The organism is Frigoribacterium sp. VKM Ac-2530 (assembly GCF_015350835.1).
Classification (GTDB): domain Bacteria; phylum Actinomycetota; class Actinomycetes; order Actinomycetales; family Microbacteriaceae; genus Frigoribacterium.
Genome location: NZ_JADKSE010000002.1, coordinates 650,436 through 670,887 on the forward strand (window position 1 = coordinate 650,436; position 20,452 = coordinate 670,887).

The following is a 20,452-nucleotide window of genomic DNA, read 5'->3' on the forward strand; positions in this document are numbered from 1 at the left end:
GGTGAACGTCGGGGTGAACTGCGGCTCCTGCACGGTTCTGTGCAACTTCGTGCGCACCACGCAAGAAACGCCGGTCACGCACGCGATGCCCGTGAGTACGGGCCACGGCGGCGCACCAGGTCGTTCGGTCGTCGAGATTAACAGTGCGTGACCGACCCCCGATCGGGGGTCGACGGCCCCTAGCTTCGATCTCGGCTCGCCCCGGCGGGCCACCGATCACGCCCGGCCGACGCGGCCCGGGCGACCACACGGAAGACGACCCCGAGGAGCACCATGCCCAACTTGAACGTCACCTACGGCGACATGCGCGACGCGGCCACCCGCCTGACCAACGGCGAGGCCGACATCGAGTCGAAGCTCCGCGAGCTCAAGGCGCAGGTCGACAGCCTGATCAGCGGCGGCTACGTCACCGACCAGTCGTCGGTCGCCTTCGGCGCCTCCTACCAGGAGTTCAACGACGGCGCCACGAAGACCATCCAGGGCCTCGAGGGCATGAGCTCGTACCTCAACAGCGCCGCCGAAGCGCTCGAGCAGACGGACTCCGAGCTGGCCAAGGCGCTCAAGTAGCGCGTCGCCGCGGTCCCGCCCCCGTCGCGGGGCGGGACCTCGGCGTTCCCCCTCCGCCCCACCTCCTCCGCCCCACCTCCACCGCCCCACCTCCTTCGGCCTGCCCCACGAACGGACGCCCCATGCCAGACCTCATCGTCGACGGAGAAGCCCTCCGCACCTCGATCGACTCCCTCTCCCGCGTGCGCGACGAACTGGGGAACCAGATGTCGGGCCGGGACGAGAACCACGACATCTTCGGCCAGCGGGACCTGGACAAGGCCATGCGCGACTTCGCCGGCGACTGGAAGATCCACCGCGAGAAGATCAAGGGCGACGTCTCGAAGCTGCACGACAAGCTCGTCGAGATGAGCGAGACCTGGGACGAGGCCGACGGCGAGATGGCGAAGAGCATCAGCACGGAGACCGTCTGATGGGCGCGCGTCCCGGAGAGTGGGCCCTGCTGCACGAGAGCCGCGACCCCATGTCGGCCGACGTCGCGCAGGTGCAGGTGCTCGCGGCGTTCTACGACGACATGGCCCGCACCATCCACGAGCAGGCCGACGTGCTGAAGCGCATCGGCGACGGCGACGAGAGCCAGTTCAAGGGGCAGAGCGCCGACAAGGTCCGCGAGAAGAGCAAGTCCGTCGGAGCCTCGCTCGAGCAGATGTCCGGGCGCTACGACGCCGTCCGCGACGCGCTGCGGTCGTACCTGCCCCAGCTCGAGCACGGCCTGGCCGAGTCTGCGTCGGCCCTGCAGGAGGCGGTGGCCGCCCGCGACTCGATGTCGCAGGCCACCGGCATGGCCGACCCCCGCCAGGACCGCCCGGACGACGCTCCCCCGCTCACCAGCGAGGAGGAGGGGGCCGGCCGCGCCAAGGACGCCGCGCTCGACTCGGCCCAGGGCGCCACGGCCGCCGCGATCGCGCACCTCCGCCGCGCCCAGGCCGACCTCGACGCGGCCGGCCACGCCGCCTCCTCGACCATCAGGGGAGCGTGGGACGACGGGCTGCACGACACCCTCGGCGACAAGATCCGGGCCTTCTTCAAGAAGTTCCTGGCCATCCTCATCAAGATCCTCACCTGGATCGGGATCGCCCTGGCGATCATCGCGATCATCATCCCGGGGCTCGGGTTCGTCACGCTGATGGCGGCCGTGACGGCCGGCGTGGCCTTCGCGGCCACGATCGCGCAGGCGGCGATGGGCGACGCCTCGTGGCTGACCGTGCTCATGGCCGGCATCGGCATCCTGTCGCTCGGCGCGGGGGCGCTGATCACCAAGGCGACCAACGTCACCAAGGGCACGATGATCGCCGGGGGCGCCGCCCACACGGCGAAGATCACCAAGAACGCCCACGCGGCGATGGCGTTCACCGCCAACCAGACCGTCAAGCGTCAGCAGATCTTCGACGACCTGCTGGCCGGCCGCGCCACGGTCGAGGCGACGGTGACGCGGCTCAAGGACCTCCCGGTGCGGATGAAGGAGATCCAGGCCTCGGCGGTCAAGCAGTTCAAGGCCGCCGACCTCGGCGAGGTCAAGCCGAACTGGTGGAACATCGGCCGGGCGGGCGACATCGCCAAGTTCGACAAGAAGGCGATCCTCGACCGGTTCGGCGAGAAGGGCTGGTCGTTCGAGAAGGTCATCGGGGTCGACGGGCTGAACGGCCTGAAGGAGATCGCGACGAAGGCGTCGCAGAGCGGCATCAGCCTCAGCTCGATGCAGAACGTCCAGGGCCTGACCTACTTCACGGGCGGCGCGAAGGTGTTCGGCTGGGGCAGCGCGGCCTTCGGCCTCGGCGCGAACCCCACGGGCATCGGCGCCGACCAGCTGCGCTGGCAGGCCTGGGAGGACGCCAAGGCGAACTTCCCCGGCGGGACGCCGTCCGTCGCCGAGGTCGAGGCGAGCAAGCTGTGAGCGGGCCGGAGCAGGGCGGATCCGTCGTGGTCGTCGACGTCGACCCGCCCGCGTGGCTGCTCGTGCCCGCGGACGCCGAGGTGGACGCGGAGGCGTCCGCGGCATGGCGAGAGGGAGCCGCCGAGCTCTTCGCCCTCTCGGCCGAGATCGACCGTGCGGCGGGGGTCGTCCCCCCCGACGTGGACGTCGAGGTCGCGCTCGACAGCTTGCTCGCGATGGCCGCCACGCTGGGCGACACCTCCCGCCTCGCCGCCGGCTTCTCGGTCCCCGGAGCCTGGCCGCTGCCGGTCGTCGTCGACGCCGGGCTGACCGGCGACGACGCCCCCGACCTGCTCGAGCTCGGCCGCGCCCGGGGCGGCTCGCCGCTCGAGGCGCCCCTGATCGACGAGCTGCCGGACGACGTCGGCCCCGGCGTCGTCGTGACGCGCTTCGACCTGGACCACGAAGGCCGCATCTGGGCGACCGTCACGGCCGCCGCGCGACGCGACGGGCTCGACGCGACCGCCACCTGGCGGAGCACCGACCTCAGGCTCGCGGCGCTGCAGACGCCGGCCCTCGTCGAGCTGCTCGGACGTGTGCGCCTCGTCGCCCGCGCCGACCGACTGCAGGAGACGACCCGATGACCACCGCGACCTCCCCCACGGCGGCGCCCGCCGCCTCCTTCGCCCTCGCGCTGCCGACCGGGTGGGCCCGGCTGCCGGCGCGCGCCGAGCACGGGCGTGACCTGGCCCGTGAGGTCGACCGGATCGTGCGCGAGGCGCTGCCCGACGACCTGCCCCGCGACAGCGCCGAGCCGCTGCGGCGCCAGCTGCGTCGACGACTGACCGACGCGGTCGAGGAGGCAGGGCGGGCCGGCGCGAACGCCGTCTACCTGCCCGCGTCGATCGACGGGTTCGCCCTGCCCGTCAGCCTCAGCGAGGCCGAGGTCGACGACGAGTCCGAGACCGAGCCGGTGCGCATCGTCGCCGACCTGCTGAGCGACGCCGGCCAGCTCGACGGCCTGCGCGACGTCGACGGCGCCGCGGCCGCCCGCACGGCCGTCACGATCGCCTCCGACCAGGCCGAGGGCTCGTGGGAGCGCACCTGGTCGAGGCGCGTCGTCTACACGATCTCGGTATCGCACCGTCCGGGGCGCTGGGTCGTGCTGACCTGGTCGGCCGTCTACGGCGACGAGCCGAGCGAGCGCCTCGCCGACGCCCTCGTCGAGCTGTTCGACTCGATCATGACCACGTTCCGCTGGACCGACGTGCCGGGCGAGGACCCGACCCCGGTCGAGCTCGCCGTCGCCGCCGCCGAGGAGGCGCGGTGACGGCCACGGCCCTCGCGGTCGACCTGCCCCCGATGCTCGAGCCGTTCGGCGACCTCGCCCTCACGGTGGCGGTGCTGCTCACGGTCGCGGTGCTCGCGTTCACGATCCCGGTCTGGGTCGCGTCGCGCCGGGTCGTCAAGGTCGAGGCCGCCGCCTGGGCCGACGACGTCCGCGGCGACCCCTCGGCGACCTGGGCCGCCGACCGCGCGCTGCGCGTGCTGCTCGCCTCGTGCGAGCGCGAGCACGTCGTCTTCCCCGGGCTCGCCCGTGTCGTGGTCGGCGCGGAGCGGATCGACGTCGACCTCGTCACGCCCACCGTCGCGCCCCCTGCCCCCTGGAGCACCAGCCGCGACGGTCGCCGCTGGTCGGCCCCCGTCGAGCTCGTGCAGCTCGAGGCGCTGCCCCCGCGGCGCCCCGAGGGGCTCGCGACGGTCGTCGCGCTCGGGTCGTCCGCCGAGGGCCGCGTCCTCGTCGGGCTGCACGCGCTGCACGGCGTCCTCGGCGTCGACGGCGACCGGTCCGCCCGCCTGGCCGTCGCCCGCCGGATCGCCGACCAGCTCGCCACCTCGCCCTGGAGCCGGTCGACCGCGGTGCTGCGCGTCGGCGTCCGCGACGACGAGGTGGCGGCCGGGGCCCTGCTGTCGCTCGACGACGCCCTCGACGTCGTCGTGACGGGCGCCTCCTCCGGGGTGCTGTTCCTCTCGGAGGTGCCCTCGGCCTCGGCCTGGACCGCCCTCCGCTCCGCCCTCGAGCGACCCGAGAACGACTGGGGGGTCGTGCTGCTCGCCCGGCACGACCAGGTGCGCTGGCAGCTGACCGCGCGCCGCGACGGCACGCTGGTCGGCGACGCCGTCGGCGAGCTGCGCTGGGTCGACGTCGCGCTGAACGGCCACGACGCCGTGGCCGTGCCGGCCGGGCTGCCGCGGTCCGCCGCCGAGGGTGCTCCGACCTCGCCTCCCGTGCCCTCCCTGCCGGTCGCCCCGGGGACGGCCCCGGCAGGCCGTCGGCGCGACGCGGGCCGAGGAGGCGCCGCCCGCCCGAGCGACGCCGTGCCGACCCGATGAGGGTCGTCCTCACCGTCTCCGACGACGTCGCCGGGACGCGCTCCGACCTCGTCGTCGACGCCCCCGGCGAGACGCCGCTCGCGCTCGTCCTCGACGCGATCGGCCGCGAGGTCGGCACCGTCTCGCGGATGCCCGAGGGGGTCGACGAGCAGGCGACCTTCGCGACGAGCGGCCTGCTCGACGGGGCTCTCCTGCACGTCGGCTCCGCGCCTCCCGGCCGTGCCGCCCCCGGCGTCGTCGACCTGCGCCTCGTCGGCGGCGTCGGGGCCGGCCGCTCTGCGCCGCTCGTCGTCGGACGGACCCTCCTCGCCGTCGACCCTGACGGACACTTGGTCACCGGCGTCGCCGACCTGCCCGCCGTCGCCGAGGTCGACGTCTCGTTCGACGCGGCCGTCCGCGTGCGCGCCGTGCTGCCCGAGGGGGTCGGCGGTGCAGCCGCCCCGGCCCTGCTCGAGGAGGCGCCGCTCACAGACGAGTGGACGCCGTGGCCGCCCGAGGCCCGGCTGCGCCTCCGCGAGTCCGTGCTCGCCGCGCTGCCCGTGACCGTCCCGGACGTCGTGCTGCTGCGCGCGCCCGACTCGGGCTGGGTCGACTACAACCGCCCGCCGCGCCTGCTGCCGCCGACGCCGCCGGTGAAGTACGTGATCCCCCGGGTGCCCGCCCCGCCGCAGCGCTCGCCCCTGCCCTGGATCATGGCGGCCGTGCCCGCGGTCTTCGGGATCGTGATGGCCGTGGCGTTCCAGCACGCTTTCTACCTGATGTTCGCCTTCATGTCGCCGATCATGATGATCGGCACGACGGTCACGAACCGCCGCAACGGCAAGAAGAGCCACGGCAAGGCCCTCGCCGAGCACCGCGAGCTCGTGGCGCGCATCGAGGGCTGGGTCGACGACTCGATCGACGCCGAGCGCGACCGTCGGCGCACGCGCGCCGCCGACGCGGCCGAGCTGCGCACCGCGGCCCGCGTGCCCACGCACCGGCTCTGGGAGCGCCGCCCGACCGACCCCGACCACCTGCACGTCCGCGTCGGCACGGCCGACCTGCCGAGCACGGTCGAGATCCAGGACGAGCGCTCGACCGACCAGCGGAGCACGGCCACCGGCACGACCCGGCAGGTGCCCGTCGTGCTGTCGCTGGCCCGTACCGGCGTGCTGGGCGTGGCCGGTGCCGGGAGCCGCCCGCGCCTCCTCGGCCGCTGGCTGGTGGGCCAGCTCGCCGTGGCGCAGAGCCCGCACGACGTGCGGCTGGTCGTGCTCACGTCGGTGGCGTCCCTGCCGGCGTGGGAGTGGACGACCTGGCTGCCGCACGCGCGCCCGGGCGACGGCGACGACGCCCTGGCCGCGATCGGCGCCGACGGCGAGACCATCGGCCGTCGCCTGGCCGAGCTCTCGCTCGTGCTGCAGGAGAGGCGGGCGGCGTCGACGGCGTCGCACTCCTCCCGCCCCGCGCGGTTCTCGCCCGAGTACGTCGTGGTGCTCGACGGCGCCCGACGCCTTCGCGCCATGCCCGGCGTCGTGGGGCTGCTGCGCGACGGGCCCGAGCACGGGATCCGCGTCGTCTGCCTCGACGCCGAGGAGTGGCAGCTGCCCGAGGAGTGCACGGCGACAGTCGTGCAGCACGCCGACACGCGGCTGACGGTGCGCGAGCAGGGCCGGGCCGACCTCGACGACGTGCTGGCCGACCTCGTCGTCGACGACTGGTACGACGACGTCGCCCGCGACCTCTCGCCGATCCGCGACCTCAGCTCGAGCGAGACCGCGGGCCTCGTGCCCGACTCGGCGGCGCTGCTGCCCGTCCTGGGACTCGAGCACCCCACCGGCGAGCTGCTCGCCGAGCGCTGGCGGCGCGACGGCGGGGCCTCCACCTCGGCGGTGGTCGGGGTCTCGATCGACGGCCCGTTCTCGATCGACATGGTCTCGGACGGCCCGCACGGCCTCGTCGCGGGCACGACCGGGTCGGGCAAGTCCGAGTTCCTCCAGACGCTCGTCGCGTCGCTGGCCGTCGAGAACCGGCCCGACGCGATGACGTTCGTGCTCGTCGACTACAAGGGAGGCGCGGCGTTCGCGGCCGTCGCCGACCTGCCGCACACGGTCGGCCTCGTCACCGACCTCGACAGCCACCTCGTCGAGCGCGCGCTGCGGTCGCTGCGGTCCGAGCTGACGCGGCGGGAGCACGTGCTGGCCGCCTCGGGCGCGAAGGACGTCGAGGACCACGACGAGCACCTGGCCCGCGGCGGTCTCGGCGAGCGCCTGCCGCGCCTCCTCATCGTCATCGACGAGTTCGCCGCCCTGGCGAAGGAGCTGCCCGACTTCGTCAGCGGGCTCGTCGGCATCGCCCAGCGCGGCCGGTCGCTCGGCGTGCACCTCATCCTCGCGACGCAGCGGCCGTCGGGCGTGATCAGCCCCGAGATCCGCGCGAACACGAACCTGCGGGTGGCCCTCCGCATGACCGACACGGGCGAGAGCTCGGACGTGATCGACGTGCCCGACGCGGCGCGCATCGCCAAGTCGCTGCCCGGCCGGGCCTACGCGCGTCTCGGGCACTCGTCGGTCGTGCCGTTCCAGTCGGCCCGCGTGGGGGGCCGCAGCGCCCTCGACAGCGACGGGACGACCGCACCCCCGTTCGTCCGCCTCTTCGACTGGCGCGACGCCGCGCTCGCCCTGCCGACCCGGCCCGCCACCGGGGCGACCGCGGTCGAGACCGACCTGACCGTGCTCGTCGGGGCCCTGCGCCGGGCCACGGAGCTGTCGGGCCTCGGCCGCCAGCGCAGCCCGTGGCTGCCGCCCCTCGAGGCCGTCGTGCCGCTCGACCTGGTCCCGCCGGAGGCGCGGGCCGGCCAGGGCGCGCCCCTCGCCTTCCGCTGGGGCACCGAGGACCTGCCCGACCGGCAGGAGCAGCGCGCAGCCACGATCGACCTCGACCAGCTCGGGCACCTCTACGTCGTCGGCGCCCCCGGCTCCGGCCGCTCGCAGGCGCTGCGGAGCATCGCCGCGGCGGCCGCCTCCGCGGTGTCGAGCGACGACCTGCACCTCTACGGCCTCGACTGCGGCAACGGCGGCATCACGTCGTTGTCCGGGTTCCCGCACACGGGCGCGATCGCGCAGCGCACCCAGCTCGAGCGGTCGACCCGGCTGATCGACCGCCTCGTCGCGGAGATGGGGAGGCGGCACGAGGTGATCGGGGCCGCCGGCGTCGCGAACATCGCCGAGCAGCGGGCCACTGTCGCGCCCGGGGACCGCCTGCCCCACGTGCTCGTGCTGATCGACCGGTGGGAGAACTTCGTCGGCACCCTCGGCGAGCTCGACGGCGGGCGGCTGACCGACTCGGTGCAGGCGATGCTGCGCGACGGGGCCGGCGCGGGCCTGCACCTCGTCATCTCGGGCGACCGGTCGCTGCTGACCAGCCGGATGGCGGTGCTCACCGACGACAAGGTCGTGCTGCGGCTCACCGACCGGCTCGACTACAGCCTCGCCACGATCGACCACAAGACGCTGCCCGCCGAGATCGGCGCGGGCCGGGGCTTCCGCTCCGGCAGCGGCGTCGAGGTGCAGGTCGGAGTGCTCGGCGACGACGTCAGCGGGCAGGCGCAGGTGGCCGCCGTGCGCGCGCTGGCCGAGCGCCTGCAGGCGGTCGAGCCGCGGGGCCTCCGCCGCACCTCCCCCCTGCGGGTGGACGACCTGCCGAGCCAGCTCGACCTCGACGCGGCGCTCGAGCTCGCCGGTGCCGACGCCAGCCGACCGCTCTGGGCCCTCGTCGGCGTGGGCGGCGACGAGATGACGGCGCAGGGCATCGACCTCGAGGCGGACGCCCCGACCTTCGTCGTGGCCGGCCCGTCGCGCAGCGGCCGCAGCACGATGCTGCTCACCATCGCCGAGTCGCTGCTGCGGGCCGGCACCGAGATCGTCGTCGCGACCCCTCGTCCCTCGCCCCTCCGCGGGCTGGCCGGGCACCCCGGCGTCCGGGGCGTGCTGACCGGCTCGGACCTCGTCGAGGACGACCTCGCGCCCCTGCTCGCGCCCGACGGCAGGCCGGTGGCGCTCATCGTCGACGACGGCGAGCTGCTGCTCGACGTCAGCGCGAAGCAGTGGCTCCGCTCGTTCGTGCAGTCGGCGGCCGACCACCGCCGCGCGCTCGTGCTCGGCGGCAACGCGAACGGTCTCTGCGCGGGCTTCTCCGGCTGGCAGGTCGAGGCGAAGAAGAACCGCCGAGGGGCGCTGCTCAGCCCGCAGGCGACCCTCGACGGCGACCTCGTCGGAGTCCGGGTGACACGGTCGATGGTGTCGTCGCGGGTCGTCCCCGGGCGGGCGCTCGTGCACCTCGGCAGCGGCGAGCCCCTGACCGTGCAGGTGCCCGTGGCGCCGACGAGGGCGGCGGTAGTGTTGGCCGGTCACGACTGACCAGGGGGACCAGATGAGCGACGACGCACTGCCGCAGGCCGAGGGCCAGACCGCACCGGGGGCGAGCGGAGGGCCGACGCCGGGGCCGCAGCACGAGTCGTCTCCGTCCCCGTCGCCGTCGCCGTCGCCGTCGCCGTCGCCGAGCGGGCGTCGCGGCTGGAGCCGTCGCCGCACGCTGCTGCTCGGCGGGGCCGTGGTGCTCTTCGCGCTCGGCGTCGTCGCCGCCGTCGTGGTGGGCCGCACGGCCGCCACGCACCGGCCGGAGGCCGCGGCCGTCGCGTACCTCGAGGCCGTGCAGCAGGGCGACGTCGAGCGCGCGATGTCGCTCGACGGCACCGAGGTCGGCGACGACGACGTGCTGCTCACGAACGAGGCCTACGCGGGCGTCACCGACGGGGTCACGGGCTGGGACGTGTCGGGGTCGCGGGTCGACGGCGACTCGGCCGTGGTCGTCGCCGTCGTGCAGCAGGGAGGCGAGGGCGGTGCCGTCTACGACCAGCAGTTCGCCCTCGAGAAGGACGGCACCGACCTCCTCTTCTTCGACCGCTGGACGCTCACTCCCGTCGAGCTCGGCACCCTGACCGTCCAGGTCGGCGCACCCGACGCCGCCGTGGTGACGGCGGCCGGCGTCGAGGTGCCGCACGCCGGCGCCGAGGGCGACACGGTCGAGCTGCGGGCGTTCCCCGGCAGCTACCCCGCCACGCTCGACGGGGCGGGCGCCTACGCGGCGGACGACGTCGTCGGGATCGCGACCGGCGCCTCCTCGACCGGCAGCCCCGCCACGCTCGTCGCGACGCTGACCGACTCGGGCCAGGCGTCGGCACGCGTCGCCGTCGACGCGTGGCTCGCCGCGTGCGTCGCCAGTCCCGACCTCAAGCCCGCCGGCTGCAGCTTCCAGATCCTCAACGAGCCGACCGGCTACACGCTGACCGACCAGAAGTGGACGCTCGAGACGACGCCCGTCTACGAGATCGGCGACTGGACGAGCCAGGGCTGGCAGGTCGAGGCCACGACGGAGGGGTCGGCGACGTTCACCTCGTCGCTCAGCGACGGCGCGGGCGGCACCGGCACGTTCAACTCGGTCGGCGCGGTGCGCGTGCCGATCCAGGGGGTCATCTCGGACGTGACGGCCGACGGCGCGACCTACACGTCGACCCTGCTGGAGTACTGACGGCGAGAGCCGTGCGGGGCCCTCGGGGTACGCGTCGGGGTACGAGGAGGCCTGTCGGCGGCCTACTCGGAGGTGCACCCCGACCTGGCACGCCGCTCACAGCCTGAGGGAGTGGATTGTCGTCATCGGATCGTCCACGACCTGCAGGAGAACACCATGAACCCCGTCAAATTCATCTCGGACCTCGGCGTCAAGAGCGAGCACGCCTACTGGGGCGGCTTCGCCTCGATCGTCATCGCGCTCGTCGCGTGGCTCGCCTCCCAGGGCAAGGACTCGAACGACAAGGCGCAGTCGGACCGCTGGGGCATCTTCATCGGCCACTGGGCGCCCACGTTCTTCGCCCTCGGCATCGCCCTGAAGCAGGAAGAGAAGTAGGCAGCTCCTCGATCTCGTCCCCCCGGACGACGGCGCCGCGGCGACGTCATCCGGGGGGACGACTCGTTCGCGGCGGGGCTCCGCGACGCTGGTGACATGCCACAGATCACCCGCTCCTCCTCTGCCCCGGCCTCCCCCGCCGCTCCTGCCGTTCGTCACGGCCTCGACACCACCGTCGCGACCGTGCGTGGTGACGGGAGCGCCTCCGCCTCGGCGACCCCCGCGCGCCGCTGGCGGCTCGTCGATGCCCTCCGCGGGTTCGCGCTCTGCGGCATCCTGTTCGCGAACGCCCCCTTCCTGCTGGGCATCGGCGAGGGCCTGTCCCCGGACGACTTCGCGGGCCAGCTCTCGTCGAGCACCGGCAGCGGCCTGCTCGGCGTGCTGGTCGAGCAGCGGTTCGTGCCGATCTTCTGCTTCCTCTTCGGCCTGAGCTTCCAGCTCATCGTGCTGTCGGCCCGCCGGCGCGGCACGTCGCCGTGGCTGCCCTTGGCGCTGCGACTGGTCGCCCTGCTCGGGATCGGCCTGGTGCACGCGCTCGTGTTCCCCGGGGACGTGCTGCGCGAGTACGCCGTCGCCGGCCTCGTCCTGCTGCCGGTCGTGCTGCTCGCCCCTCGCTGGCTGACCGCGGCGCTGGGCGCCGTGCTCACGATCGTCGCGTTCGCCGTCCTCGGCGGAGGCGTCGTGACGGTCCCCGGCCTGCTCCTGCTGGGCTCCGCCGCCGCCTCGTACGGGCTCCCCACAGTGCTCGAGCGGCCGGGTCGATCGGTCGTCGCGGTGTTCGTCACGGCCCTCCTCGCCTCGGTCGCGGGCACCGTCGCGCAGGTCGCCGGCGGGCCGGAGGCCGCGTTCGGCGCCGTCGGAGCCTCGACCGGCCTCGTGGTCGCCGTGACCTACGCGACGGGGCTCGCCCTGCTCTGGCGCACTCGTACCCGGCGCCTGCTCGCCGCGGCGTTCGAGCCGCTCGGCCGGATGGCCCTCACGAACTACCTGGCCGCGTCGGTCGTGCTCACCCTCGTCGCGCTCGCCTCGCCGGGCCTCGGCTGGTCCACGATGACGAGCTACCTGCCGATGGTCGTCGCGAGCGCCGCGCTGCTCACGATGCAGTCACTGCTCAGCCGGCTGTGGCTTCGGCACTTCTCGTACGGACCCGTGGAGTGGGCCTGGCGATCGGTCACCTGGCGACGCCTCGCGCCGATGCGCGGCGGGGTGCTCTGAGGCCCGGGCAGGTCAGGGGCGACGGGCGCCGACGAGCAGGGCCGCGGCGAGCTCGCGTGCCGTCTCGACCGGCTGCGGGAAGGTCGCCATCCCGAGCGTGACGAGGGCGCCCTCGTGCAGCAGCATCAGCTGCCGCGCGAGGGCGCCGTCGTCGTCGCGCGCGAACCCTGCCTCCGAGAGGAGGTCGGCGACCAGCCCGAGCATCCAGCGCTTCTGCCGGGTGAGCTCAGGCAGCACCGGCCCGCCGTCGTCCGGGCCGCCCACCTCGGCGCGCGCGTTGATCACGCCGCAGCCCTTGGGCGAGTTGTCGGCGGCCCAGGTGAGCGTCGCGTCGAAGACCGCGAGCACCCGCTCGGGGCCGGGCTCGGGCGTGCGGGCCAGCTCTGCGGCGAGGTGGGCTCGCCATCTCGCGTCGCGGTGCTGCAGGTACGAGACGACCAGCGCCTCCTTCGAGCCGAAGCGGTCGTACAGGGTCTTCTTCGTGACGCCGGCCGCCTCGGCGATCGTGTCGACGCCGACGGCGTGGACGCCGCGGTCGTAGAAGAGGTCGGAGGCGGCGTCGAGGAGGCGGCGCGCACCGGGCGTGAGGGAGGGCAGCTCGGGCGCGGTGAGATCGACCATGCCCTCCACTATACCTACCTGTATAGTCTGGAGCATGACTAAACCGATCGGTGTACTCGGCGTCCGCGCGAACGGTCGGGCGGGCCGCGTGTCCGGCGTCGTCACGGTGCTCGCCGCCGCCGCGTTCGTCCTCGCGTGGAGCTCGGGCTTCACCATCGCGGCCGTCGCCACCGTCGACGCACCGGCGACGACGCTGCTGCTCTGGCGGTTCCTGCCGCTCGCGGTGGTGCTCGTCGTGGTCGCCGCCGCTCAGGGGCGGCTGCGCGGCGTCCCTGGCGTCGAGCTGCGGCGGCAGGCCGTGATCGGGCTGCTCGCCCAGTTCGGCTACGTCGTCCCCGTCTACGCGGCGGTCGGCGCCGGGGTGGCGACCGGCAGCACGGCCCTCGTCGACGCGGTGCAGCCGCTCGTCGTCGCCACCCTCGTCGGCCCGCTGCTCGGGCTGCGGGTGCGCGCCGGGCAGTGGGCCGGGCTCGGCGTCGGGGCCCTCGGCGTCGTCCTCGTCGTCGGGTCGCAACTCGGCGACTCGGACGCGCCGGCCTGGGCCTGGGCGTTCCCGGCGCTGGCCATGGCGAGCCTGATCGCCGGCACGCTCGTCGAGCGGCGCGGAGGGGCGGAGCTGCCCGTGCTCACGACGCTGACGGTGCACGTGAGCCTGACGGCGGCGGCGCTCGTGGTGCTCGCGGCCGCGACCGGGACGCTCGTGCCGCCTCCGTCGCCCTCGTTCTGGGCCGCCACCGTGCTGTCGGCGCTGGTGCCGACCCTCGCCGCGTACGGGCTCTACTGGTGGCTGCTGCGCCGGCTGGGCGTGACCGCCCTGAACGCGCTGTTGTTCCTGGTGGCGCCGACCACGGCGGCCTCCGGCGCCCTGCTGCTCGGCGAGCCGCTCACGGCGTGGACCCTCGCGGGGTTCGTGCTCAGCGGCGCCGGCTCCGCCCTCGTGCTGGCGGGCGGGCGGAGGAGGCGCGCGCGGGTCGGCGAGGCCCTCGCGACCGCCTGAGGCGCCTCCGACACCCCACCGACACGCCTCCGTCGTGCCTCCTCCACAGCCGCCGGGCCGGGCCTCGTCACCAGCCGTTCACGTGGCGGGGACGTCGGCGGCCACCAGGGGTGGCACGATGGTGCGATGGACAGCGAACCACGCGTCGACGGCGCCGGCGTCACCCCCGATTTCCTCGACGACTTCGACGAGATCGTCAGCTTCGAGGACGGCACGCTCCCCGCCGAGCGGTACCTCGACCGAGAGCTCAGCTGGCTGGCGTTCAACCAGCGCGTGCTCGAGCTCGCCGAGGACCCGACGACGCCGCTGCTCGAGCGGGCGAACTTCCTCGCGATCTTCGCCAGCAACCTCGACGAGTTCTTCATGGTGCGCGTCGCCGGCCTGAAGCGGCGCATCGCCACCGGGCTCGCCGTGCCCACGAACGTCGGCCGCGGCCCGAACGAGGTGCTCGCCGACATCAACGCCAAGGCGCACGACCTGCAGGAGAGGCACGCCCGGGCGTTCCTCGACCTGGTCAAGCCCGACCTCGACGACGCGGGCATCCACATCGAGAAGTGGTCCGACCTCGAGGAGGCCGACCGCGTCCGCATGCGCGAGATCTTCACCGAGCAGATCTTCCCCGTGCTCATGCCGCTCGCCGTCGACCCCGCGCACCCGTTCCCCTACATCTCGGGCCTCTCGCTGAACCTCTCGGTGCGCGTCCGAAACCCGAAGACGATGCGCCAGGAGTTCGCGCGCCTCAAGGTGCCGCAGATGCTGCCGCGCTTCGTGCAGCTGCCCGACAACGACAGCGGGCGCGTGCGGTTCATCCCGCTGGAGGACCTGATCGCGAACCACCTGCAGGACCTGTTCCCGGGCATGGAGGTCGTCGAGCACCACGTGTTCCGCGTCACCCGCAACGAGGACGTCGAGGTCGACGAGGACGAGTCGGAGAACCTGATCCAGGCGCTCGAGCGCGAGCTGCTGCGTCGGCGCTTCGGCCCGCCCATCCGCCTCGAGATCACCGACGACATGGACCCGGTCACGCTCGAGCTGCTCGTCCGCGAGCTCGACGTCACCGACCAAGAGGTCTACCGGCTGCCGGCCCCCCTCGACCTCGCAGGCCTCTTCGAGATCACGAAGATGCCGCGCTCCGACCTGAAGTACCCGAAGCACCTGCCCCAGACGGCGCTGCAGCTGCAGCCGACCGAGCCGAACATGAAGCCCGACATGTTCGCCAGCATCGCCCGGCAGGACATCCTGGTGCATCACCCGTACGAGTCGTTCGCGACGAGCGTGCAGGCGTTCCTCGAGCAGGCGGCGGCCGACCCCAACGTCCTCGCCATCAAGCAGACGCTCTACCGCACGAGCGGCGACAGCCCCATCATCGAGGCGCTCATCGACGCCGCCGAGTCGGGCAAGCAGGTGCTCGCCCTCGTCGAGGTCAAGGCGCGCTTCGACGAGCAGAACAACATCACCTGGGCCCGCAAGCTCGAGAAGGCCGGCGTGCACGTCGTCTACGGCCTGGTCGGGCTCAAGACCCACTGCAAGCTCGCGCTCGTGATCCGCCAGGAGAAGGGCCGGCTGCGGCACTACACGCACATCGGCACGGGCAACTACAACCCGAAGACGAGCCGCATCTACGAGGACATGGGCCTCTTCACCGCCGACGACCAGGTCGGCAAAGACCTCACGCGCCTGTTCAACGAGCTCTCCGGCTACGCGATCGAGAAGAAGTTCAAGCGCCTTCTCGTCGCGCCGCGCTACCTCCGTCGCGGGCTGCTCAAGCAGATCCAGGGCGAGATCGAGGCCGCGCAGGCCGGTCGCCCCTCGGGCATCAAGATCAAGATCAACTCGATCGTCGACGAGCAGATCATCGACGCGCTCTACAAGGCCAGCCAGGCCGGCGTGCCCGTCGACGTCTGGGTGCGGGGCATCTGCACCATCAAGCCGGGCCAGCCGGGCCTCAGCGACACGATCCGCGTGCGGTCCGTCCTCGGCCGCTACCTCGAGCACTCGCGCCTGTTCTGGTTCGCGAACGACGGCGACCCCCAGGTCTTCATCGGCAGCGCCGACATGATGCACCGCAACCTCGACCGCCGCATCGAGGCGCTCGTGCGCCTCACGCAGCAGGACCACCTCGACCAGGTCTCCGAGCTCTTCGACCGCGCGATGTCCGACGAGACGGCGTCGTGGTGGCTCGAGAGCGACGGCACCTGGACGCGCCACGCGCGTGACGCCTCCGACGCCCCGCTCGCCGACATGCAGAACGTGCTGATGAAGCAGATCACGCAGCGCCGCCGGGCCAGCCGGTGAGCACGGTCGCCCCCACGACGATCGTCGCCGCCGGCGCGGTCTGCTTCCGCCTGGTGGACGGCAAGGCACGCGTGCTGCTCATCCACCGCGAGCACCACGGCGACGTCTCGCTGCCCAAGGGCAAGGTCGACCCCGGCGAGTCGACGCCGCAGACGGCCGTCCGCGAGATCCGGGAGGAGACGGGGTACCGCGTCGCCCTCGGGGCCCCGCTCGGCACCGCCGAGTACGTCATGCCCGGCGGGCGGGACAAGATCGTGCACTACTGGGCGGCCGAGGTCACCGACGAGGCGTTCGCCCAGGCCGGTCGCTTCACGCCGAACAGCGAGGTCGCCGCGATCGAGTGGGTCTCGGTCGAGAAGGCGCGCGCCAAGCTGACCTACGAACGAGACGCGGAGGTGCTCGACCGGTTCGCCGACCGCGTCGCCTCGGGCGCCGCCCGCACCTTCGCCCTCGTGGCCCTGCGGCACGCGAAGACGACGTCGCCCGGCGACTGGAGCGGCTCGGACGCCACCCGCCCCCTGCTGCCCCAGGGCCGCCGCCAGGCGAAGTCGATCGCGCCCGGCATCGCCGCGTGGGCCCCGCAGCGGCTGATCAGCAGCACGGCCGCCCGCTGCCTCGCGACGCTCGAGCCGGTCTCGGCGCTGACCCGCGTCGGCGTCAAGCAGAGCGACTCGATCAGCCAGGACGCGTTCGACCGCCACGACGACGACGTGGCCGGCGTCGTCGCGAAGCGGCTCAAGAAGCGGGTGCCGGCCGTGTTCTGCACGCACGCCCCGGTGCTGCCCGAGATCGTGCGCCAGATCGCCGCGGGGACGGTCGGCGGCCATCGGCTCGACCTGCGCCGCGCCTCCTCGCTGAGCCCCGGCGAGTACACCGTGCTGCACGTGTCGTGCTCCGACGCCGCGCTCGTCGCCGTCGAGACGCACGGCCCCGTGCTCTGAGGCCGGTCGCCGGCCTGTCGACCCTCACGCCCCGTGTCCCTGCCGCGGGGCGTGAGCCGTGTCGTGACGGGTCCGCGCCACGGGTGGACTCGGCGGGTGATCCTGGCCCTGCGGCACCGTCGAGGCGGGCACGCCCGGCCGATGTTCCCCCCGCGTTAACCTCCCGTTCACCATCGCAGACGACCGTGGTTAACCGCCCGACGTAGCGTCTCGCAACGGGCCAGCACCGGCCCCCCAGCACCCCACAGCACCACATCCCGAGAAGGAACCTCTGTGAACTTCAAGCGCACCGGCAGCATCGTGGCGATCGCCGCGGTCGGCACCATGCTCCTCGCGTCCTGCGCCTCCAACGAGGGCGGCTCCGGCACCTCGACCGAGGGCGCCTCCTCCGACCTCTCCGGCACGATCGCCGGCATCGGCGCCTCGTCGCAGCAGGCAGCCCAGGAGGCCTGGGTCGCCGGCTTCCAGACCGCCAACCCCGACGTGACCGTCAACTACGACCCGCAGGGCTCCGGCGGCGGCCGTGAGAGCTTCATCTCCGGCGCCGCGGCCTTCGCCGGCTCGGACCGCGCGTTCAAGACCGACGAGATCTCGTCGAGCACCTTCGCGGGCTGCACGCCCGACACCGGCATCGTCGAGCTGCCCGTCTACGTCTCGCCCATCGCGGTCGTCTTCAACCTGGACGGCGTCGACGAGCTCAACCTCTCGCCCGCCACCATCGCCGGCATCTTCAGCGGCGCGATCACCACGTGGGACGCGGCCGAGATCAAGGCCGACAACCCCGACGCCGACCTGCCCAGCACGCCCATCACGGCCGTGCACCGCTCGGACGACTCGGGCACCACCGAGAACTTCACCGAGTACCTGAACGCCAACAGCCCCGACGTGTGGTCGTCGGAGCCCGACGGCGTCTGGCCCCTCGAGGGCGGCGAGGGCGCCTCCGGCACCTCGGGCGTCATCGACGCGGTGACCAACGGCACCGGCACCATCGGCTACGCGGACGCCTCGCGCGCCGGCGACCTGGGCGTCGCGAAGATCAAGGTCGGCGAGGAGTTCGTCGAGTACTCGGCCGAGGCCGCCGCCGCGATCGTCGACGAGTCCCCCGAGGAGGAGGGCCGCAGCGAGGGCGACATCGCCATCGAGCTCGACCGCACCTCGACCGCCGACGGCGTCTACCCCCTCGTGCTCGTCAGCTACCTCATCGGCTGCGAGTCGTACGAGGACGCCGCCCAGGGCGAGCTCGTGAAGTCGTACTTCGAGTACGTCTCCAGCGACGAGGGCCAGCAGGTCGCGGCCGACGCCGCCGGCTCGGCTCCCATCTCGAGCACCCTCTCGGGCCAGGTCGCCGACGCGATCGCTCTCATCAAGTAACACCTGCCACACCGGGCCCGGGACCGCACGCCGTGCGGTCCCGGGCCGTCGCCCTGACAGGGGCACCCGTACGATCAGCACCACCGGCAGCACCGCATCGCCACCCGAGCACCGCCCGCACACCGAGCACCCACCCGGAGGACCTCGTCCGATGACCGCCCCCGCATCGACCGCCACGAAGGTCAGAGCACCTCGTGCGCCGCGTCGCCCCGCAGACCGGATCTTCTCGGGCAGCACCGTCGTCGCCGGCGGCCTGATCCTCGCCATCCTCGCCGCCGTCGCGATCTTCCTCGTCGCGCAGAGCATCCCCGCCGTGGTCGCCGACCCGGCCGACATCTCGCTCTCCGGCTTCCCCGACTCGTTCTGGCAGTACGTCGGCCCGCTCGCCTTCGGCACGGTCTACGCCGCCGCGCTCGCGCTCGTCATGGCCCTCCCCGTCGCCATCGGCATCGCGCTCTTCATCTCGCACTACGCCCCGCGCCGCCTCGCCGCGGGCCTCGGCTACGTCATCGACCTGCTGGCCGCCGTGCCGTCGGTCGTCTTCGGCCTGTGGGGCAGCATCGTCCTCGCCCCCGCCGTGCAGCCCGTCTACGCCTGGATGGCCGACCACCTCGGCTGGTTCCCGCTGTTCGCCGGTCCCGTGTCGGGCACCGGCCGCACGCTGCTCACCGCCTCCATCGTGCTCGCCGTGATGATCCTGCCGATCATCACGGCTCTGAGCCGTGAGGTGTTCCTCCAGACGCCGACCCTGCACGAGGAGGCGGCGCTCGCGCTGGGCGCGACCCGCTGGGAGATGATCCAGGTCGCGGTCCTGCCCTTCGGCCGCCCCGGCATCATCTCGGCCTCGATGCTCGGCCTCGGCCGGGCTCTCGGCGAGACCATGGCCGTCGCCCTCGTGCTGTCGCCGGCGCTCGTGATCAACCCCGCGATCCTCACCTCGACGAACTCGTCGACCATCGCCGCGAACATCGCCCTGAGGTTCCCCGAGGCGCACGACATCGGCATCAACACCCTGATCGCGACCGGCCTCGTCCTCTTCGTCATCACGCTGGTCGTCAACTCGATCGCCCGCGTCGTCATCAACCGCCGCAAGGCCTTCTCCGGAGCGAACTGATGGCCACGACCACCCAGGACCGTCCCCGCGCGGCCAGCCGTACCGTCAACACCCTCACCACGGGCAAGCTGCCCAAGGCGGCGCCGCTGGCGATCCTCCTCGGCAGCTGGGCCGTCATGCTCGTCGTCTTCGGCCTGCTGCAGGCCGGCGGCGTCACCGAGACCTTCAACTGGGTCGCCGCCATCGTGCTCGGCACGATCCTCTACGCCGCGCTCGTCTTCGTCATCTCGATGCAGGTCGAGGGCATCCGCCGCGCCAAGGACCGCGTCGTCACGACCCTGGTCAGCGCGGCGTTCATCCTGGCGCTGATCCCGCTCGTCTCCGTGCTGCTCACCGTCGTCACCTCGGGCGCCGCCCGCTTCGACGGCGACTTCTTCTCGATGTCGATGCGCAACGTGGTCGGCGCGGGCGGCGGCGGCCTGCACGCCCTCACCGGCACCCTGCTGATCACGGCCCTCGCCGCCGTCATCTCGGTGCCGATCGGCCTGCTCACGGCCATCTACCTGGTCGAGTACGGCCGTGGCCGCCTGGCGCGCGCGATCACGTTCTTCGTCGACGTCATGACGGGCATCCCGTCGATCGTCGCCGGCCTCTTCGCCTACGCCCTGTTCGTGATCTTCTTCGGCGAGGGCGTCCGCATGGGCGCCGCCGGCTCCGTGGCCCTGGCCGTGCTGATGATCCCCGTCGTCGTGCGCAGCACGGAGGAGATGCTCAAGCTCGTCCCGAACGAGCTGCGCGAGGCCGCCTACGCGCTCGGCGTGCCGAAGTGGCTGACGATCCTTAAGGTCGTGCTCCCCACCTCCATCGCGGGCATCACCACCGGCGTCATGCTCTCGATCGCCCGGGTCATCGGCGAGACGGCCCCGCTGCTCATCACCGCGGGCTTCACGGCGAGCATGAACTACGACCTGTTCGACGGCCGCATGCAGTCCCTGCCGGTCTTCGCCTACAGCTCGTACGTCAGCCAGGGCACCGACGCGGCCGCCTACATCGACCGGGCCTGGACCTCGGCACTGACGCTGATCCTCATCGTCATGGCGCTGAACCTGCTGGCCCGCCTCATCGCGCGCCTCTTCGCCCCCAAGCTCGGCCGCTGACGGCCACGCGCCTCCCCCACTCTC

17 protein-coding genes are annotated in these 20,452 nt (G+C 73.2%); 16 read left to right on the forward strand and 1 reads right to left on the reverse strand.

Annotation, left to right across the window (positions count from 1 at the left end; genetic code table 11):
- The first annotated feature begins 273 nt into the window (after positions 1–273).
- The 10 genes from ITJ48_RS11975 (at position 274) to ITJ48_RS12020 (ending at position 11,992) form a co-directional block, all read left to right on the forward strand.
- A complete protein-coding gene (locus ITJ48_RS11975) occupies positions 274–567 on the forward strand; it encodes a WXG100 family type VII secretion target (protein WP_123547850.1) in 294 nt (97 codons plus the stop codon).
- A gap of 122 nt (positions 568–689) precedes the next feature.
- The gene (locus tag ITJ48_RS11980; protein WP_194613841.1) at positions 690–980 is read left to right on the forward strand and encodes a hypothetical protein; all 291 of its coding nucleotides are present in this window, start codon (positions 690–692) and stop codon (positions 978–980) included.
- Positions 980–2,461 carry a hypothetical protein gene (locus ITJ48_RS11985; protein ID WP_194613842.1) on the forward strand — a complete coding sequence of 494 codons (1,482 nt, stop codon included), beginning with the start codon at positions 980–982 and terminating at the stop codon, positions 2,459–2,461. The genes ITJ48_RS11980 and ITJ48_RS11985 overlap by 1 nt, the downstream gene beginning before the upstream one ends.
- Positions 2,458–3,084: a hypothetical protein gene (locus tag ITJ48_RS11990; RefSeq protein ID WP_194613843.1), complete on the forward strand. Its 627-nt coding sequence runs from the start codon at positions 2,458–2,460 to the stop codon at positions 3,082–3,084. The genes ITJ48_RS11985 and ITJ48_RS11990 overlap by 4 nt, the downstream gene beginning before the upstream one ends.
- Complete coding sequence (locus ITJ48_RS11995) at positions 3,081–3,770, forward strand: hypothetical protein (protein ID WP_194613844.1); 690 nt, start codon at positions 3,081–3,083, stop codon at positions 3,768–3,770. The genes ITJ48_RS11990 and ITJ48_RS11995 overlap by 4 nt, the downstream gene beginning before the upstream one ends.
- Positions 3,767–4,834 (forward strand): hypothetical protein, encoded by a 1,068-nt coding sequence (locus ITJ48_RS12000; protein WP_194613845.1) that lies wholly within the window; start codon positions 3,767–3,769, stop codon positions 4,832–4,834. Before ITJ48_RS11995 ends, ITJ48_RS12000 begins: the two co-directional genes overlap by 4 nt.
- A complete protein-coding gene (locus ITJ48_RS12005) occupies positions 4,831–9,231 on the forward strand; it encodes an FtsK/SpoIIIE domain-containing protein (RefSeq protein WP_194613846.1) in 4,401 nt (1,466 codons plus the stop codon). Before ITJ48_RS12000 ends, ITJ48_RS12005 begins: the two co-directional genes overlap by 4 nt.
- Positions 9,232–9,244: 13 nt before the next feature.
- Positions 9,245–10,402 (forward strand): hypothetical protein, encoded by a 1,158-nt coding sequence (locus ITJ48_RS12010; protein WP_194613847.1) that lies wholly within the window; start codon positions 9,245–9,247, stop codon positions 10,400–10,402.
- Between the two features lie 156 nt (positions 10,403–10,558).
- On the forward strand, positions 10,559–10,777 hold the full coding sequence (locus ITJ48_RS12015) for a hypothetical protein (RefSeq protein WP_123547843.1): 219 nt from the start codon (positions 10,559–10,561) through the stop codon (positions 10,775–10,777).
- A gap of 96 nt (positions 10,778–10,873) precedes the next feature.
- Positions 10,874–11,992 (forward strand): DUF418 domain-containing protein, encoded by a 1,119-nt coding sequence (locus ITJ48_RS12020; protein WP_194613848.1) that lies wholly within the window; start codon positions 10,874–10,876, stop codon positions 11,990–11,992.
- A gap of 12 nt (positions 11,993–12,004) precedes the next feature.
- On the opposite strand, the gene ITJ48_RS12025 is transcribed toward ITJ48_RS12020, so the two are convergent.
- Positions 12,005–12,613 carry a TetR/AcrR family transcriptional regulator gene (locus ITJ48_RS12025; protein ID WP_194613849.1) on the reverse strand — a complete coding sequence of 203 codons (609 nt, stop codon included), beginning with the start codon at positions 12,611–12,613 and terminating at the stop codon, positions 12,005–12,007.
- A gap of 34 nt (positions 12,614–12,647) precedes the next feature.
- Between ITJ48_RS12025 and ITJ48_RS12030 the strand changes: the two genes are divergently transcribed.
- The 6 genes from ITJ48_RS12030 (at position 12,648) to pstA (ending at position 20,428) form a co-directional block, all read left to right on the forward strand.
- The gene (locus ITJ48_RS12030) at positions 12,648–13,610 is read left to right on the forward strand and encodes a DMT family transporter (protein ID WP_194613850.1); all 963 of its coding nucleotides are present in this window, start codon (positions 12,648–12,650) and stop codon (positions 13,608–13,610) included.
- A 126-nt stretch (positions 13,611–13,736) separates the two neighbouring features.
- Positions 13,737–15,905 carry an RNA degradosome polyphosphate kinase gene (locus ITJ48_RS12035; protein WP_123547840.1) on the forward strand — a complete coding sequence of 723 codons (2,169 nt, stop codon included), beginning with the start codon at positions 13,737–13,739 and terminating at the stop codon, positions 15,903–15,905.
- On the forward strand, positions 15,902–16,846 hold the full coding sequence (locus ITJ48_RS12040; protein WP_194613851.1) for an NUDIX domain-containing protein: 945 nt from the start codon (positions 15,902–15,904) through the stop codon (positions 16,844–16,846). The genes ITJ48_RS12035 and ITJ48_RS12040 overlap by 4 nt, the downstream gene beginning before the upstream one ends.
- A gap of 273 nt (positions 16,847–17,119) precedes the next feature.
- Positions 17,120–18,217, forward strand: a complete 1,098-nt coding sequence (locus tag ITJ48_RS12045) for a phosphate ABC transporter substrate-binding protein PstS (RefSeq protein ID WP_369878301.1) — start codon at positions 17,120–17,122, stop codon at positions 18,215–18,217.
- A gap of 151 nt (positions 18,218–18,368) precedes the next feature.
- Positions 18,369–19,331: a phosphate ABC transporter permease subunit PstC gene (gene pstC / locus ITJ48_RS12050; RefSeq protein ID WP_194613852.1), complete on the forward strand. Its 963-nt coding sequence runs from the start codon at positions 18,369–18,371 to the stop codon at positions 19,329–19,331.
- Positions 19,331–20,428: a phosphate ABC transporter permease PstA gene (gene pstA / locus ITJ48_RS12055; RefSeq protein ID WP_194613853.1), complete on the forward strand. Its 1,098-nt coding sequence runs from the start codon at positions 19,331–19,333 to the stop codon at positions 20,426–20,428. Before pstC ends, pstA begins: the two co-directional genes overlap by 1 nt.
- Positions 20,429–20,452: the final 24 nt, after the last annotated feature.